This window comes from Methylophaga sulfidovorans (genome assembly GCF_900114205.1).
Lineage (GTDB): Bacteria > Pseudomonadota > Gammaproteobacteria > Nitrosococcales > Methylophagaceae > Methylophaga > Methylophaga sulfidovorans.
Genome location: NZ_FOSH01000020.1, coordinates 39,958 through 55,963, shown reverse-complemented (window position 1 = coordinate 55,963; position 16,006 = coordinate 39,958). Strand labels below are relative to the sequence as shown.

Below are 16,006 nucleotides of genomic sequence, written 5' to 3'. Positions count from 1 at the left end.
AAACCTCAGAATGTGTTATTCCACAGCGACCAGGGTAGCCAATACAGCTCTCGAAAATATCGGCAACGGTTATGGCGCTATCGCATGACTCAGAGCATGAGCCGACGTGGTAACTGCTGGGATAATGCGCCCATGGAGCGTTTGTTTTGGAGCTTTAAGGCTGAATGGCTGCCGAGACTGGGGTATCGAAACATAAGTGAGGCAATGCGTGATGTGAGCTATTACCTGATGAATTATTATAACTGGCAACGGCCGCATCAATTTAACGATGGATGTCCACCTGCAAAGGCGGAAGTTCTGTCTAAACCCGTGTCCGGAATTAGTTGACCACTACATCACGCATAAATCGATAGACGACATAGGGGCTTTTTATGTCTATACCGTAGTCTGGATAATCGTCACTTAACCGAATATACCTATCACTCATTACTGTGTTCTCACCATAGCTATGGATACATGTAGTAAAGCATACCCTTTAACCTAGCAAAAGCACCATGTAATCTAACGCAGGTTATCAGAAGGAAGGACTGTGACAGAAAATTTATTAAGTTCTATAGTTGAGTCATGACTAGATTAGTAATAAAGCTCAATCTATTTAACCATGCGGCCTCACAGCTATACACCAGTACAACTAAACCACACACGAGACACTCTCGATAGCACATATGTTGACGCTGATACACCTCTCATGATCTCCTAGCGACCTTTATCAACCAACTAGGAACAACAATGGAACTATTCAGCATCAAGCAGGTGTTAGGCTTTGGTATCTTCGTGGAGTGGCTGGACTACTCAGCATCGGACAGCATCATAGAGGCTAAGACAAGCCAGAACGAGCGTGAGCTGTGGTTGTTCGGTAGGTTGCACCTAGTAGTCAGTAAAGAGAGAGCTTACGCATAAAAAAAAGAATACCCCCCGTACCCCTTAGAATCCTAAAAAGGGTCTAGGGTACACGGGGGGATTGCAAAAATGGGACTCCTACGCGTGTTAAGGGCTCACAAATTTATCGTAAATAATTCTGACCAATATTAACAGGCTAAGGTTCTCATTACAGAGTGCCGCAATCTACCATCAGCTCTCACTTTCGGCTATTTCAGAGCTGTTTTTGATTTAGTATGAGGGTGTACCATCCTACAAGGTAGGGAAGGTACACTTAAGTAAACACTCAAGCGCTCCCTTGTCTGTACCACGTACACCCTACGAACTGCAAAGCTATAAGTAACCTAAAAATCAGAAGTCATCATTTGAACCCAATGACAGGTATTCGCTGAGCTGCTCAAGTAAATGTGGTGAGTGTATCTCTAACGCTCGGGCAAACGTTTCCGGCTGATTGGCGGGTTTGTTACCAAAGGTTTTCGTTAAGCGTCTAGCCCAGTCAAGGGCTAGCTTTTCTTGCCAGCGGCTCTGAGGATCACTGGAGAGCTTACAACTTGTAAAAAATAAACACCCCACCGCAGACACACGCGGAAATAAAAATGGGGGAAGGGCTTTAGTGGTAACAGAGTGTGGTAATCAGGTGTGGTAAAACGAAAAAAGGCGTACCCTACAAGTCATTGAATAACAAGCAGAATACACCTTTTATCAGTATATGGCGGAGAGTCAGGGATTCGAACCCTGGGTGGTCGTTAAACCACGCCGGTTTTCAAGACCGGTACATTCAACCGCTCTGTCAACTCTCCAGAGAGGCGAAATAATACAGATAATGGCTCGGTAACACAACCGTAAAAATAAAATTATTTGTAGATACATAATATCTATTGCCATTTAGAACTTATCGGGTAGGATAGGTGTCATTAATGTAAGCTTTTCATCAACTGGAAAAAACTTGGAGAAACACTGATGAATTATAACGCTGAATCAACTGTTGTTCGTTCACAGCAGTCTGCGGTTCAAACCAATAAACTATTACGTAATACATATAGTTTATTAGCCATGACACTATTATTTAGTGCAATGACTGCTGGATTATCAATGGCTTTCAACCTGCCGCATCCAGGTATGATCATTACTTTGGTTGGGTATTTTGGATTACTTTTCTTAACTACAAAACTTCGTAACAGTGCATGGGGCATTGTGTCTATTTTTGCATTAACAGGATTTATGGGGCTGACCTTAGGTCCGATCGTTAACGCCTACTTAGGTTTACCTAATGGCCCACAAATTGTAATGCAAGCCCTTGGTGGTACAGGTATTATCTTTATCGCTTTATCAGCTTATGCTGTGAAAAGTGAAAAAGATTTCAGTTTTATGGGCGGTTTCTTGTTTGTTGGTATTCTGGTCGCATTTCTAGCTGGCTTAGCCGCTTTCTTCTTCGAAATGCCTGGCCTGTCTTTAGCGGTATCAGCAATGTTCGTTTTATTGATGGCTGGTCTGATTCTTTTCCAAACAAGTCAAATCGTCAATGGTGGTGAAACTAACTACATCATGGCAACCATCACACTGTATGTCAGTATCTACAACTTGTTTGTGAGCTTATTACAGTTAATTGGTGCCTTTTCTGGCGATGATTGATTGAACTAAGTCGTTTATTTGTTTTCTAAATAAACCCCGCTTTGCGGGGTTTATTTTTATGGTGAAATGGTGAAGAAAAATCTAGCTAATTGGGATCGTTGGTGTCGAATTGTTATCGGCACAGCTATAATAGCTTATGCCATCTATGACGGTAATGGGTGGTGGCTGCTAGGTGTTGGTTTATTATTAAACGCATTCACTGGTCGTTGTCTTGCATACGGAGTGTTAGGATTGTCTACACGTCAGACGTCTTGCCAGATCGATACAGAGAGCAAAAAGAGTTAAATAAACAGAATGGCTGAATTACCCACACAACTCATTGATCGTTTTGGTCGTAAAGTGACCTATGTTCGTATGTCTATTACGGATAGATGTGATTTTCGTTGTGTCTATTGCATGGATGAAGAAATGACATTCATGCCTCGCCAACAGTTACTTACCCTTGAAGAAATTGTTTTTCTGCTACGCGCTTTTTGCGAACTTGGTGTGGAAAAAGTGCGTATTACAGGTGGAGAGCCGTTAGTCAGACGTGATGTGGATTGGCTGTTTAATGAACTAGGTCAGCTTAAAGCATCTACTTCACTGAAAGAGCTGACATTAACTACTAATGGTTCAAAGCTGGAAAAATATGCACAGACTTTAGCTGATTCAGGCTTAGATCGTATTAATATCAGTCTGGACTCTCTCAAAGAGGAAAAATTTAAGGCACTGACAAGAACAGGTGATTTAGATACAGTTCTTGCCGGCATTGCCGCAGCAAAAAAAGCTAACTTTAAGCGTATTAAATTAAACGCCGTCATTATGAAAGGGCGCAATGAAGATGAAATCATTGATTTAGCCCAGTTTGCTATAGATAATGACTTGGATATTTCCTATATCGAAGAAATGCCTTTAGGCCATGTCTCTCACGCACGTGAAGAGAGTTATTGCTCCAGTGATGAAGTGTTAGCCAAGTTAAGAACTGTGTTTGATTTACAGTCCAGTATCGCATCAACAGGTGGACCATCGCGTTATTATCAAGTTGCTGGCTCGACAAGTAAGATTGGATTTATCTCACCACATAGTCATAATTTTTGTGAGAGCTGTAATCGCGTCAGGGTGACGACAGAAGGGCGTCTTTTATTATGTCTAGGCCAAGAGCATTCGATGGATTTGCGTGACGTTATCCGGCAACAGCCTGGCGATATGCAAGCCCTGAAACAGGCGATTATTGATTCAATGGAGATTAAACCCAAAGGCCATGACTTTGATATCAAGGCGCAGCCTATTATTTTCCGTCATATGAGTGTGACTGGCGGCTAGTCGTTAGCCTCAGCTTTTTCAAGTTGTTTTGCTGAATTCCAGAAAGCATCCAACTCTTCCAATGAAAAATCCTCAAACTGTTTTCCCTGAGCCGTGACTGCTGTTTCAACATAATTAAAACGTCGGTAGAACTTCTCATTGCTACTATTAAGCGCTTCTGTAGGATCAATATCTAAATGTCTTGCCAGATTACAACAGGCGAATAAGATATCACCCAGTTCAGCCAGTAATAGTGATTTGTCAGATTGTTGTTTTATTTCCTGGCCTAGCTCTTCCACTTCTTCATGAATCTTATCTAACACGCCTATAGAATCAGGCCAGTCAAAACCGACTTGTGAAGCACGCTTTTGCATAGCAACCGCTAATTTAAAGGCGTCAGTCTCAGACTGTTTAATCGGTGTAAGAAGGAAGTCTTTATCAGACATAGCTCAGGTATCACGGGTAAATTTGATGATATTTCGTCGATCCCGCTTGCTAGGACGGCCTTTCTGTTGCCTAAAGCCCAGCGGCTCATTCTTTATTTGCTCACGCAAGAGTTCGCGTTTTTCACGACTTTGCTCAGTTTCCTGATAAAGCTGTTCGGCTTCGGAAGCGGGGCGACGTTGAAGATTTAATCCCTGAATAACAACCTCGAACTCATAAGGTGGTTTTGAAATCGTCAGGGTATCTTCAACACGAACTGTTCGGCTGGGTTTAACACGTTGTCCATTGACATGAACCTTACCACCGGAGATGGCCTCAACGGCAAGACCGCGCGTTTTATAAAAACGCGCGGCCCATAGCCATTTATCTAATCGTTGAGATTCAGAACGAATGTCCTGTTGTGCCATTAAGCCTTACCTTGAAGTTGTAACAATATAGACTCATTTTCCAGTGTGGATGTGTCTTGCGTAATTTCTTCGCCTTTAGCAATAGTACGAAGTAAGCGACGCATGATTTTACCGGAACGTGTCTTAGGTAAATTATCTGAATAACGAATATCATCCGGTTTAGCGATAGGACCGATTTGTTCGCCAACCCAGTTTCGAAGCTCTTTAGTCAGTTCTTCGTCCTGACCGCCTTCAGGGCGATCTCCTTTCAACACAACGTAGGCAAATACAGCTTCACCTTTCACATCATGTGGCCGACCAACGACTGCAGCTTCTGCCACAAGCGGATGAGCCACTAGAGCCGATTCAATTTCCATGGTGCCCAGACGGTGACCTGAGACATTTAATACGTCATCAATACGACCCATAATCCAGAAGAAACCTACATCATCACGTCTGGCACTATCACCTGCCAGATAATATTTACCGCCGAAATAGGGCCAGTAAGTGTCTTTATAACGCTGGTCATCTCCCCAGATGGTTTGAATCATCGAAGGCCAAGGTTTACGGATTACCAGATAACCACCTTGATTGGCTGTGGTGATTTCTTCACCCTCATCATTGACGATAGCTGCATCTATGCCCGGAAGAGGGCGAGTACAAGAGCCAGGTTTGGCGTGTGTGACGCCTGGTACCGGTGCAATCATATGTGCGCCAGTTTCAGTTTGCCACCAGGTATCGGCAATTGGACAACGTCCCTGACCAATAACATTGTAGTACCACATCCAGGCTTCAGGATTGATAGGTTCGCCAACAGTACCCAACAGTCTGAGTTTAGATAAATCATAGCTATTTGGGATTTCATCACCGACTTTCATTAATGCACGAATAGCGGTCGGCGCTGTGTAGAAAATGGTGACGCCATGACGTTGGCAGATATCCCAGAAACGGCCTGCGTCAGGCACGGTTGGTACACCTTCATAGATGACTTGTGTAGCGCCAGTGGCAAGTGGGCCATAAGCAACATAAGTATGACCTGTAATCCAGCCTACATCGGCTGTACACCAGAAAACATCACTATCTTGAATATCAAAGACCCAACGCATGGTGGTGATGGCATTTAACAGATAACCACCACAGCTATGTTGAATGCCTTTGGGTTTACCAGTTGAACCTGATGTATACAGAAGGAATAAAGGATCCGCTGCGTTCATCCATTCTGGTTCACATTCTTCAGACTGTCCTGACGTGGCATCAGACCACCAGATATCTCTTCCTGCCTGCATAGGAACATCATGTTTTGTTCTTTGATAAACAATGACTTTTTCGACACTGCCACAACCTGAATCCAATGCCTGATCGGTGGTTTTTTTCAGTTCAACTGTTTTGCCACCACGAAAGCCGCCATCAGCTGTGATGACTAATTTGGCTTGGGTATCTTCGATACGGTCTTTCAATGATGAAGCTGAAAAGCCACCGAATACCACTGAGTGAATGGCACCAATACGAGCGCAGGCCTGCATCGCCACCACAGCTTCAGTGATCATTGGCATATAAATAATGACACGGTCACCTTTACCAATACCCTGTGCTTTCAGTGCATTGGCAAGGATACTGACGCGACGATGAAGTTCGCGATAGCTGATATGTTCTACGTCACCTTTTTCGCCCTCAAAAATAACTGCAGTTTTATCAGCATTTTTTTCAAGCTGACGATCAAGGCAGTTATAAGAAACATTGAGCTTGCCGTCTGGGAACCAGCGGTAATGGGGGGCGTTACTATCATCAAGTGTTTGAGTAAAAGGCTGTTTCCAATCAATTTCCTGACGTGCTATCTCTGCCCAAAATGCTTCATGATCCTGCTCTGCTTTTTGGTACAAGGCATCAAGTTGTTCTGAGAGTAATGATGCCGTTTTTAGAAAGGCTTCACTGGGTGGAAACTGACGGTCTTCGTGTAAGGTTGATTCGATATTATCTTGAGCCATATGCGACACCTTTATAGTTATTCTTTAGCTAAATTAACACAATACAGTGATTATGAATGTGTGTTAAGCAGACATAAAAAACTCTCCCTCAATCTAAATCGAGGGAGAGTTTTAGGAGTGAACAGGCCTCTAGAAGAAACCGAGTGGGCTAGTGCTATAGCTAACCAACAAGTTTTTAGTTTGTTGATAATGTTCAAGCACCATTTTGTGCGTTTCACGTCCAACACCGGATTTTTTATAACCACCAAATGCGGCATGAGCAGGATACATGTGGTAGCAGTTTGTCCACACACGACCGGCCTGAATGCCACGTCCCATACGGTACGCCAGATTCATATCACGAGTCCATAAGCCGGCACCAAGACCAAACTCTGTATCGTTAGCAATTTCTAATGCTTCGGCTTCATCTTTGAATGTGGTCACAGAGACAACAGGACCAAAGATTTCTTCCTGGAATATACGCATTTTGTTATGGCCTTTCATCAATGTAGGCTGGATGTAATAACCATTATCAAATTCAGGACCCAGTTGCTCGACAGCACCGCCCATTAATACTTCAGCGCCTTCCTGACGACCGATATCTACATAGCTCAGAATTTTATCAAACTGCATTTGTGAAGCTTGAGCACCGACCTGAACTTCTGTATCTAATGGGTTACCACGTTTAATGTTTTTGGCACGTTCCATAACAATCTTGATGAAGTCATCATAAATGCTTTCCTGGATAACAGCACGTGAAGGACATGTGCAGACTTCACCCTGATTGAAGAAGGCCAGAACTAAACCTTCAGCACACTTATTAATATAGTCTTCTTCTTGTTGCATGATATCTTCGAAGAAGACGTTAGGTGATTTACCACCTAATTCAGTCGTCGATGGAATAATGTTTTCTGCTGCACGTTTCATGATGTGTGAGCCAACTGGTGTTGAGCCAGTAAAGGCAATTTTAGCGATACGTGTACTTGAGGCTAATGCTTCACCAGCAACGCGGCCCATACCGTTAACAATATTAAGTACACCTGGTGGTAATAAATCACCAATGACTTCCATCAGTTTAAGGATTGAAACAGGTGTTGATTCTGCTGGCTTCATGACAACGCAGTTGCCGGCAGCCAATGCTGGAGCCAATTTCCAGGCAGCCATCAAAAGCGGGAAGTTCCACGGAATGATTTGACCAACAACACCTAAAGGTTCATGGAAGTGATAGGCCACAGTTGTTTCATCGATTTCACCCATTGTGCCTTCCTGAGCACGGATGCAACCCGCAAAGTAGCGGAAGTGATCAGCGGCGAGTGGAATATCGGCATTTAATGTTTCACGGATAGCCTTACCATTGTCCCAGGTTTCAGCCACAGCGAGCATTTCAAGGTTTTCTTCAATGCGATCAGCAATTTTTAACAAAACATTAGAACGCTGTTGAACGGATGTTTTACCCCAAGCGTCTTTCGCTGCATGGGCAGCGTCTAAAGCCAGGTCAATATCTTCTGCGGTCGATTCAGGAATTTCACAAATTACTTCACCTGTTACTGGTGTAGTATTGGTGAAATATTGACCTTTAACGGGCGCAACCCACTTGCCCCCAATATAGTTTTCATAACGCGAATCAAAGTTGACGACAGCGCCTTCAGTACCGGGTTTTGCATAGATCATAGTCTTTCTCTCTTTGCTTATGGTTATAGTATGAACATAAAGATGCAGGATAATTCCATCACTGGCAAGTCTGCTTGACTAAAAATCTCAATCACTTGACTGAGAGTCCAGAAGCATTCCAAAATTATTTTATAATTTGGTATAAGATACACAAATGAAAATTGAGAAACTCTCGCTGGTTAAACGGCGTGAAAAACGACAATTACTGACTGAGAATAAAGTTCAGTTTGCTGGCCCCGAGTCAGAACTGAGCATTTATGACACTTATCGCGCGGCTAGCAGAGTGGGGCTGGAAGCTCAGCAGCTGCTTTACTGCGGCATGGTGAGTGGACGAAAAGTGATGCACAGTCCGCATAATAATGACGGTGAGCTTTTTCTTCCGCATGAATCTTATGTTGTCCCACCCGGCGAGCATGTAGAAATTGATTTTCCTGACGCTAATGAGTCAGCACCAACCACATGTCTGACGATAGAAATATCAAAAGACAGGATTGAACGTCTATCTGAACGGATGCGTGATCTCATCGTGCTCGATGCCCCGAATCATGAATGGGAATATCAACCGAAAATCATCCATAAGCATCACACCGGCGATACACAGTTTCTGCTTGAAAAAATGGTGTCTCTCTATACACGCAATGATCCTGATAAAGAAATTATGTTGGATCTGAGTGTGACAGAGCTAGTCATCAGACTGCTCAGAGAGCAAGGCCGTGATGTTTTATTAAGCTATTGTCAGCAATCCCCCGATGCTACTGGTGTAACAGCAGCGATTCATTTTCTTGAGCAAAATATTGCTAATCCACTGGATGTTGAACAGCTATGTCGAAAAGCTTGTATGAGTCGTAGCCGCTTATACGTCGAGTTTAAAAAACAGTTGGGTTGTACGCCTGGTGAGTTTCAACAGCAAATTCGTCTGAAAGCGGCGGCAGAAGCCATTCAGTCAGGTAAAAGTGTTACCGATGCTTGTTATAGTTTCGGTTTCAGTGATCTCAGTCACTTCAGTCGTCGTTTCACCGGCTTCTTTGGTTGCGCGCCGAGCGTTTACCGACAAAAATTTATCCAGAATAAATAAAATACCTATTTGTTAGGATTGGCAGGCAAGTATTGCTGTCATAATAGGTATCCATCATTATTTTCAGCACGAGATTATTTTGCCTGCAATAGCCTTCATTCACAGACTATTCTTTGTTTTCTTACTGATCTCAAGTCCGGTACTTTTTGCCGATCCCATCAAAGTAACAGTAACAATCAATGGCGTTGATTCTTCTCTGGCCAAGACGTTACTTAACGGACTTTCCATCGAAAAACAAAAAGAAAGTGAACGCCTGAATAAACGTTATCTGGAAAAACTATATAAAGCTGCTCCTGAAGAGTTGAGCACGATGTTAACGGTCTATGGTTATTACCAGCCAAAGATTAGTAGTGAACTCAAACAAGGTAAAGACAACTGGCAAGCGATATACACGATAGATTTAGGTGAACCGGTTAAGCTGGCTTTGGTTGATGTCGCGTTTAATGGTGAAGCTGCAGAGGATCCCGAGTTTATAAAACTGAAGAAAGCGTTTCCACTTCAAAAAGGCCAGCAACTCGATCAGCAACAATACGAAGCCGCGAAAAAATCAATATTAACTTTAGGTATGAGTCGGGGTTATTTTGATGGAAAGCTGACTAAATCATCAGTTGAAGTTGATGTGCCAAAGCATATTGCCAATGTTTATCTTCATTATGATTCTGGTGTGCGTTATCGCTTTGGCAAGACTTTATTCCCGGATACTGTCGTAGGCGAGCCATTACTGGATAGATTATTGCCATACAAGGAAGGCGAGCCCTATTTAGATAGTAAAGCATTAACATTGAGAAAAAATCTTAGTAATAGTGGTTACTTTGATTCTGTATCGGTTCGCACTCAACGGGCCGATAGACATGATGGACAAGTACCCATGGACATCACATTGGAAGAAAAACCAAAGCAGTTATATACAGCCGGTCTCGGCTATGGCACTGATACTGGTGCCCGATTAAGTCTTGGCTGGGAAAATCGTTATGTGAATAAGCGTGGACACCGTCTGCAAGCTGATGCCCAGCTGTCGCAAGTTACCAATACGTTAAGTGCTGATTATGTGATGCCCTTCTGGAGCGAAACGATTAATACCGTTGGTTTTAATACCGAATATAAACAGCAGGATACTGATACAAGTGAAAGTGAATCCTTCGCGATAGGTAGCTACTATAAACGTGAACGATGGGGCTGGGATGAAACAGGCTCAATTAAATTCTTACAAGAAGATTTTGATATTTCTGACGACAGTGAGTCGACGTTTTTACTTATTCCCGGTGTGTCATGGAGTCGTACCTGGGCTGATAATACTATTTACACCAAACACGGTGCGCGTTTGTCGCTGACTCTTTCAGGCGCCTCTGAGTCATTATTATCTGATATTACATTTGCTCAGGTTGTGGTTAGAGCTAAGTTGATTCAGGCTTTTGGTGAGAATAATCGATTTATTACCCGTGGCTCGATTGGGGCGACTGAAGTCAGTGACTTTGAAAGGTTGCCCAGCTCTCTACGTTTCTTTGCTGGTGGTGATAACAGTATCCGTGGCTTTGATTATCAATCACTTGGACCTAAAAACTCAGAAGGGGATGTGGTCGGTGGCCGTTATCTGGCTGTGGGTAGCGTGGAACTTGAACATATGTTTTTAAAAGACTGGGGCGCGGCGGTTTTTTCTGATTTTGGTAATGCTTTTAATAGTTTTAGCGACCCCATTGAATACAGTGTTGGTGTAGGTGTTCGCTGGCGCTCACCGATAGGGCTGATTCGTGTTGATCTGGCGAAAGGTCTATCTGAGAAAGATGAACCGATCGGTCTGCATATTGTGATTGGGCCAGATTTATAACTATGCGTAAAACGATTTTTTTCTCCATCATTTTTGTATTTTTGGCATTCGTGGCTGGCATAGCCTGGCTGGTCACAACGCAATCAGGTCTAAATACAACTCTGCATATCGTTAACAAAATGGTCCCTGATCTAAACGTAGGTGAGGCCAAAGGGGAATTATTTGGAGAGCTGCTTCTGTCGGATATTCAATATCAGTCAGAACAGGCCACGGCTGTTGCGATTGAACAATTGCAGCTCAGGTGGAAGCCTGCTGAATTAATTAAGCGTCATTTACATATTCAGCAATTAGCAGTGAAGGGAGTGACGATACGTCCTATTGAACATTCTGAAGAGGTCAGTGATACCAGTACTGAGATTAGCGTACCGGATATTGACTTACCATTACGGGTGACACTGGATCAGCTGACGATCAGTCATGTGGTTATGGATAATCCCTCAGCAGAAACGACCTTAGTTAAAGAGGCTCATCTGAAGGCTGAAACGATATCAGATGAACTGATGATACAGACTTTATCTCTATCGGTAGAAGACGGACAGTTTCAGCTCGATGGCCGTATTGGCTTAACAGCGTTACATGACATTAATCTGAATTACCATGCCGATTTGTTGAATGTCTTTCCTGATAAATTGACGATAAATGGGCAAATAAATGGTAATCAGCAGCAACTTATCCTCACTCAGCAGATTCAGCAACCACTCAAATCAGAACAGAAACTGGTTGTTAATGATCTTACCTCTTCTCTTAACTGGATATTGACAACATCAGCAGAAACTATTGATGTCAGTAAGCTGGTGCCTGAACAGGATCTGCAAATTGATAATCTAAACCTGTACGCACAAGGCTCTCTGACAGAACTGACGAGTTCGCTGCAAGCGACTGTGAAACAAGCTGAACTCCCCGCTATCAATATTGACGTTAATGCTGAAACTGAGGATATGGCTCAATGGCATATTCAGGCAAAAGCACAGCTAGATGACGAAAAAATAATCAGGCTATCAGGCACAGTTAACACAGATACGCCGGAAATAGCATTTGATATCAAGACGGTATGGCAACAATTACAGTGGCCATTACAAGGGGATAATGTTCTGATCAAAAGTGAACATGGAGAGGCCAACATTACCGGTTCGATAAAGGATTATCAGGCTAATATTAAGACGCTAGTGACCTATGAAAATGAACCTTTAACTCTGACGGCTCAACTGCTGGGGAATGACACATCTGCTTCGCTCAGCCAGTTGGATATTGATGGATTGGGCGGCAAGGTTGCGACTCACGGCCATATTGATTGGTCATCAACACCGATAAACTATGATCTCACAGCAAATTTGCAGCATTTAACACTGCCAGCATCGTTATCTGAAGTGGCTGTTTATATAAAACAAGGTCAGTTAAATTTGTTGGGAGATGCCAACAAGATGACATTACGCTCAGAAACTGAGCTAACGGTTAACGATGTGGCTATGATGGTCAATGCCACAGGGGATGGCAAAACAGATATTGGTTTTGAACAAAGTCAGTTACATATTCAATTAGGCAAAGGCGATATTGATTATCAGGGCAGGCTTGCATGGGCTGGTGAATCACTCGTGGATGGTGATTTGACCGTAAATCAACTTAATCCAGGCATTATTCTGCCAGAATGGCCTGGAGTGTTATCTGGTCAGGCACCACTGCTTGTTAGTCAGACAGATAATCAGTTAAATGTGGTACTTGATACCCTAAAATTATCAGGTTCTCTAAGGCAGAAACCCTTAGCTATTGAGGCAAAACTGAGCTCTAAGGGTGAAGATGTATTGATTGATCATTTTTCTGCCAGATCAGCAGGCTCTACACTTTCAGTAAAAGGAAAACTTCAGCAACAGCAAATCAATGTTAACTGGACACTGAACTCACCTGATCTACAAGACTTTTACCCAACCCTTAAAGGACGTCTTAATGGCTCAGGCAGTGTGACAGGTAGTCTTGAGCAACCACGGATTCTTGCTAATGTTGATGGAAAGGCTATAACGGTTGATACGGTTAAAGTTGATACGCTGGCTGGGGATATAGACTTTACTCTGCAACAAAATGCCAATATAGATAGCCGTGTCACGCTTACAGGACTGAGCTTACCTGAATTATTAATTGATCGGGTTGAGCTTGAAGTCACCGGCAAACAACAATCACACCAGATACAACTGCATCTTGCATCGACAGCGATAAATATGAATGTTGCTGCTGATGGCCAGCTAAATCAATCCACCTGGTCAGGACAATTCAGCCAGTTCGACTTCGGTAATGATCAGGCGGGTGTTTGGCATCTGACACAAGAAGGTAAGTTAGTACTAAATACTGAACAGCAGGACATTCCTCGCCATTGCTGGCAGTCAGAGAAAGGTAATTTATGTATTAAGGCCAGCCACAACCAAGAGCAATGGCAAACCTCGGGCGAGTTTGCTGAATTACCATTAAGTCTATTTGAACAATTTTCTGCAGAGTTAGAACAAGTGAAAGGGCAGCTTAAAGGGCAGTTTTCGCTCACCGCAGATAAACATAATGTGATTACGGGCAATGGTAAAGTTCTGCTGGAGAATGGCTCTGTTCAATTGAACCAGTCAGATCTGAATCAGAAACAAGCTGTTTTATTGAAAAATACCTTTATTGAATATCAATTAGATAAAACCCATACCTCAGCAACACTTCATATGGAACCGCAAATTGACGGTGTATCCGCTATTAATGCCAATGTTGAAACAGCAAGTATTGATGTTTTAATGGCCGATGCAAGCCAGGCTGCTTTAACAGGCCAAGTAACGACGGATATTGAGAATCTGGCCGCCTTACAATTAACGCATCCAGCGATAGAAGGACTTAAAGGAAAGTTTAAGCTCAATATCGATCTCGGCGGTACCATCGCTCAGCCTGAAATTTTAGGCAAGGCAGAGTTAGAAAATGGTGAGGTCAGTATTATTGATGCCGGCATTGTATTAAAGAATATTCAGGCCAGGATTAACGGTAATATGGATAAGGTGGATATGACATTAACCGCTGATTCAGGTGATGGAAAGCTTAATGTCGACGGTACATATGCTTTACAGAAGACTGGCTGGGAACTCACGGCAAATGTCAAAGGTAAACAGCTGGAAGTGATGAATACACCGGAAGCTTTAGTAATTGCTGAACCCGATATGATGATTCTGGTCACACCGGATGTCACGAAAGTGACAGGTAAGGTAACAATCCCAAGAGCACTTATTGAGCCGACTCGATTTAATTCATCGGTGAGCCCGAGTGCTGATGTCCATGTTATTTCAAATAATCCCGCAGAAGAGAAACCTGAATCACAAACGCAGATCGATTTGATGGTTAGCCTGGGAGATAAGGTTCATATAAAAGCGTTGGGATTCCAGGGCCGATTAACTGGGGATTTACACGTCTCTGGTAACCCGAGTGATGTATTAATCGGCAACGGTCAGATTACGATTAAAGACGGCAGTTATGTTGCTTATGGTCAGTTGTTAAAAGTGGATAATGGCAAAATCCGTTTTTCTGGCCCTATTGATAACCCTGAACTTGATATTAAAGCCATCAGACATGGAAAAGACGTCACCGCCGGTTTGTATATCGAAGGCAGCGTCAGTTCACCACAAGCCACCTTATTTTCTGATCCCGATATGAGTCAGGACAATATCTTATCGTATTTAATTTTGGGTAAACCGATTGAACAAGCGAGCGCGACTGATGCGGCCTTGCTGGCTTCAGCAGCAACAGGTATTGGTCTGCAAAACGGGGCGATGATAGGAGATGATATTGCCAGTACTTTTGGTCTGGATGAGTTTTCTATTACAGGCGATAGTAAGGAAAATGCAGCACTGACCATTGGTAAGTATCTGTCACCGAAACTGTATTTGAGTTACGGCATTGGTGTGTTTGATTCAGTCAGCACTGTTGAGCTGCGTTACCAACTCAGTAAAATCTGGTCGTTAAAAGCAGAGTCAGGCACAGAAAGTGGGATTGATTTACTTTATACCTATGAGCCTAAAAAGGACTAGATACAAAAAAGCCCCGATAAACGGAGCTTTTTTCTTGCGTATGAGGTCTTAGAACATCCATTCTGATGTTCTAGAAACAACACCATAACCGACGAATCAGATGCGGTTTTTCTCTCTGATTTCGTCCAGAGTTTTACAGTCGATGCATAGCGTTGCTGTAGGACGGGCTTCTAAACGACGAATGCCGATTTCTGTTCCACATGATTCACAGAAACCATAATCACCTTTGTCCAAGTCAACCAGCGACTCATCAATCTTTTTGATTAATTTACGTTCACGGTCACGCGTACGAAGTTCAAGCGTGAACTCTTCTTCCTGAGTAGCACGATCATTCGGATCAGGGAAGTTGGCTGCTTCATCCTGCATATGATGAACCGTACGGTCGACCTCAGCACGAAGCTGTGCTCTCCAGTTTTCTAAAATTTGGCGAAAATGCTCAATCTGAGCGTCGTTCATATACTCTTCGCCTGCTTTCTCCTGATAAGGAGCAATCTTAGTGTCGACTTGAGTGTTTTCCATCTTGAAACCTCATACTTTCTAAAACCAAGGGCGAATCTATACCGGATGCGCCCAGCTTGTGCAAAATTAAAATTAATGTCGATATACAGCTGCGGTGATAATTGATTATTTAATAATAAAAAACCGTCAATTTTTATCTTCGCTTCAACATCAGTCTGGTTAAAAACCAGAAAGCATGGCACTGAAACGCGCACCTGTCTATCTTTTTCAACAGTAGATTAATACGCCTATGTATGGGCATTGGCAAGCCTTTTCAATAGCTGCTGTTAAACCAGCTGGATTTGCTAAACTAG

12 protein-coding genes and 1 tRNA gene are annotated in these 16,006 nt (G+C 43.0%); 7 read left to right on the top strand and 6 right to left on the bottom strand.

What is annotated here, in order from left to right; all coding sequences use genetic code 11:
* The coding region (locus BM232_RS13755; RefSeq protein WP_143092298.1) for an integrase core domain-containing protein at positions 1-327 on the top strand (327 nt) is incomplete at its 5' end.
* Between the two features lie 1,262 nt (positions 328-1,589).
* Here BM232_RS13755 and BM232_RS13750 read toward each other — a convergent pair.
* Positions 1,590-1,679: transfer RNA gene (locus BM232_RS13750), tRNA-Ser, on the bottom strand.
* Positions 1,680-1,839: 160 nt separating this feature from the next.
* Here BM232_RS13750 and BM232_RS13745 point away from each other — a divergent pair.
* The 3 genes from BM232_RS13745 to moaA all read left to right on the top strand — a co-directional run bounded on the left by BM232_RS13745 (position 1,840) and on the right by moaA (position 3,813).
* Positions 1,840-2,511: a Bax inhibitor-1/YccA family protein gene (locus tag BM232_RS13745; RefSeq protein ID WP_091715824.1), complete on the top strand. Its 672-nt coding sequence runs from the start codon at positions 1,840-1,842 to the stop codon at positions 2,509-2,511.
* Positions 2,512-2,577: 66 nt separating this feature from the next.
* A complete protein-coding gene (locus tag BM232_RS15280; RefSeq protein ID WP_425435552.1) occupies positions 2,578-2,796 on the top strand; it encodes a YgaP family membrane protein in 219 nt (72 codons plus the stop codon).
* A 9-nt stretch (positions 2,797-2,805) separates the two neighbouring features.
* Positions 2,806-3,813 (top strand): GTP 3',8-cyclase MoaA, encoded by a 1,008-nt coding sequence (gene moaA, locus BM232_RS13735; RefSeq protein ID WP_091715821.1) that lies wholly within the window; start codon positions 2,806-2,808, stop codon positions 3,811-3,813.
* Here the strand turns inward: moaA and BM232_RS13730 are convergent.
* The 4 genes from BM232_RS13730 to exaC form a co-directional block, all read right to left on the bottom strand.
* The gene (locus BM232_RS13730; RefSeq protein ID WP_091715819.1) at positions 3,810-4,238 is read right to left on the bottom strand and encodes a MazG nucleotide pyrophosphohydrolase domain-containing protein; all 429 of its coding nucleotides are present in this window, start codon (positions 4,236-4,238) and stop codon (positions 3,810-3,812) included. The genes moaA and BM232_RS13730 overlap by 4 nt on opposite strands.
* 3 nt (positions 4,239-4,241) lie before the next feature.
* Positions 4,242-4,643, bottom strand: a complete 402-nt coding sequence (locus BM232_RS13725) for an RNA-binding S4 domain-containing protein (RefSeq protein WP_091715817.1) — start codon at positions 4,641-4,643, stop codon at positions 4,242-4,244.
* Entirely contained in the window at positions 4,643-6,607 is a 1,965-nt protein-coding gene (acs, locus tag BM232_RS13720) for an acetate--CoA ligase (protein WP_091715813.1), read from the bottom strand. The genes BM232_RS13725 and acs overlap by 1 nt, the downstream gene beginning before the upstream one ends.
* Positions 6,608-6,736: 129 nt before the next feature.
* Positions 6,737-8,257 carry an acetaldehyde dehydrogenase ExaC gene (gene exaC, locus BM232_RS13715; RefSeq protein WP_091715811.1) on the bottom strand — a complete coding sequence of 507 codons (1,521 nt, stop codon included), beginning with the start codon at positions 8,255-8,257 and terminating at the stop codon, positions 6,737-6,739.
* Between the two features lie 154 nt (positions 8,258-8,411).
* Here exaC and BM232_RS13710 point away from each other — a divergent pair, with 154 nt between their 5' ends.
* The 3 genes from BM232_RS13710 to BM232_RS13700 all read left to right on the top strand — a co-directional run bounded on the left by BM232_RS13710 (position 8,412) and on the right by BM232_RS13700 (position 15,194).
* Positions 8,412-9,332 carry an AraC family transcriptional regulator gene (locus tag BM232_RS13710; protein WP_091715808.1) on the top strand — a complete coding sequence of 307 codons (921 nt, stop codon included), beginning with the start codon at positions 8,412-8,414 and terminating at the stop codon, positions 9,330-9,332.
* 79 nt (positions 9,333-9,411) lie between these two features.
* Positions 9,412-11,157 carry an autotransporter assembly complex protein TamA gene (locus tag BM232_RS13705; protein WP_091715805.1) on the top strand — a complete coding sequence of 582 codons (1,746 nt, stop codon included), beginning with the start codon at positions 9,412-9,414 and terminating at the stop codon, positions 11,155-11,157.
* 2 nt (positions 11,158-11,159) lie between these two features.
* Complete coding sequence (locus BM232_RS13700; RefSeq protein ID WP_091715802.1) at positions 11,160-15,194, top strand: translocation/assembly module TamB domain-containing protein; 4,035 nt, start codon at positions 11,160-11,162, stop codon at positions 15,192-15,194.
* A gap of 96 nt (positions 15,195-15,290) precedes the next feature.
* Here the strand turns inward: BM232_RS13700 and dksA are convergent, their stop codons facing one another.
* On the bottom strand, positions 15,291-15,713 hold the full coding sequence (gene dksA, locus BM232_RS13695) for an RNA polymerase-binding protein DksA (protein ID WP_091715800.1): 423 nt from the start codon (positions 15,711-15,713) through the stop codon (positions 15,291-15,293).
* Positions 15,714-16,006: the final 293 nt, after the last annotated feature.

Excerpts from the sequence above, each read along its gene's own strand:
- BM232_RS13725 (WP_091715817.1), bottom strand. The coding sequence starts at position 4,643 with ATGGCACAACAGGACATTCGTTCTGAATCTCAACGATTAGATAAATGG.
- BM232_RS13700 (WP_091715802.1), top strand. The coding sequence starts at position 11,160 with ATGCGTAAAACGATTTTTTTCTCCATCATTTTTGTATTTTTGGCATTC.
- BM232_RS15280 (WP_425435552.1), top strand. The coding sequence starts at position 2,578 with ATGGTGAAGAAAAATCTAGCTAATTGGGATCGTTGGTGTCGAATTGTT.
- dksA (WP_091715800.1), bottom strand. The coding sequence starts at position 15,713 with ATGGAAAACACTCAAGTCGACACTAAGATTGCTCCTTATCAGGAGAAA.
- BM232_RS13745 (WP_091715824.1), top strand. The coding sequence starts at position 1,840 with ATGAATTATAACGCTGAATCAACTGTTGTTCGTTCACAGCAGTCTGCG.
- acs (WP_091715813.1), bottom strand. The coding sequence starts at position 6,607 with ATGGCTCAAGATAATATCGAATCAACCTTACACGAAGACCGTCAGTTT.
- moaA (WP_091715821.1), top strand. The coding sequence starts at position 2,806 with ATGGCTGAATTACCCACACAACTCATTGATCGTTTTGGTCGTAAAGTG.
- BM232_RS13710 (WP_091715808.1), top strand. The coding sequence starts at position 8,412 with ATGAAAATTGAGAAACTCTCGCTGGTTAAACGGCGTGAAAAACGACAA.
- BM232_RS13730 (WP_091715819.1), bottom strand. The coding sequence starts at position 4,238 with ATGTCTGATAAAGACTTCCTTCTTACACCGATTAAACAGTCTGAGACT.
- exaC (WP_091715811.1), bottom strand. The coding sequence starts at position 8,257 with ATGATCTATGCAAAACCCGGTACTGAAGGCGCTGTCGTCAACTTTGAT.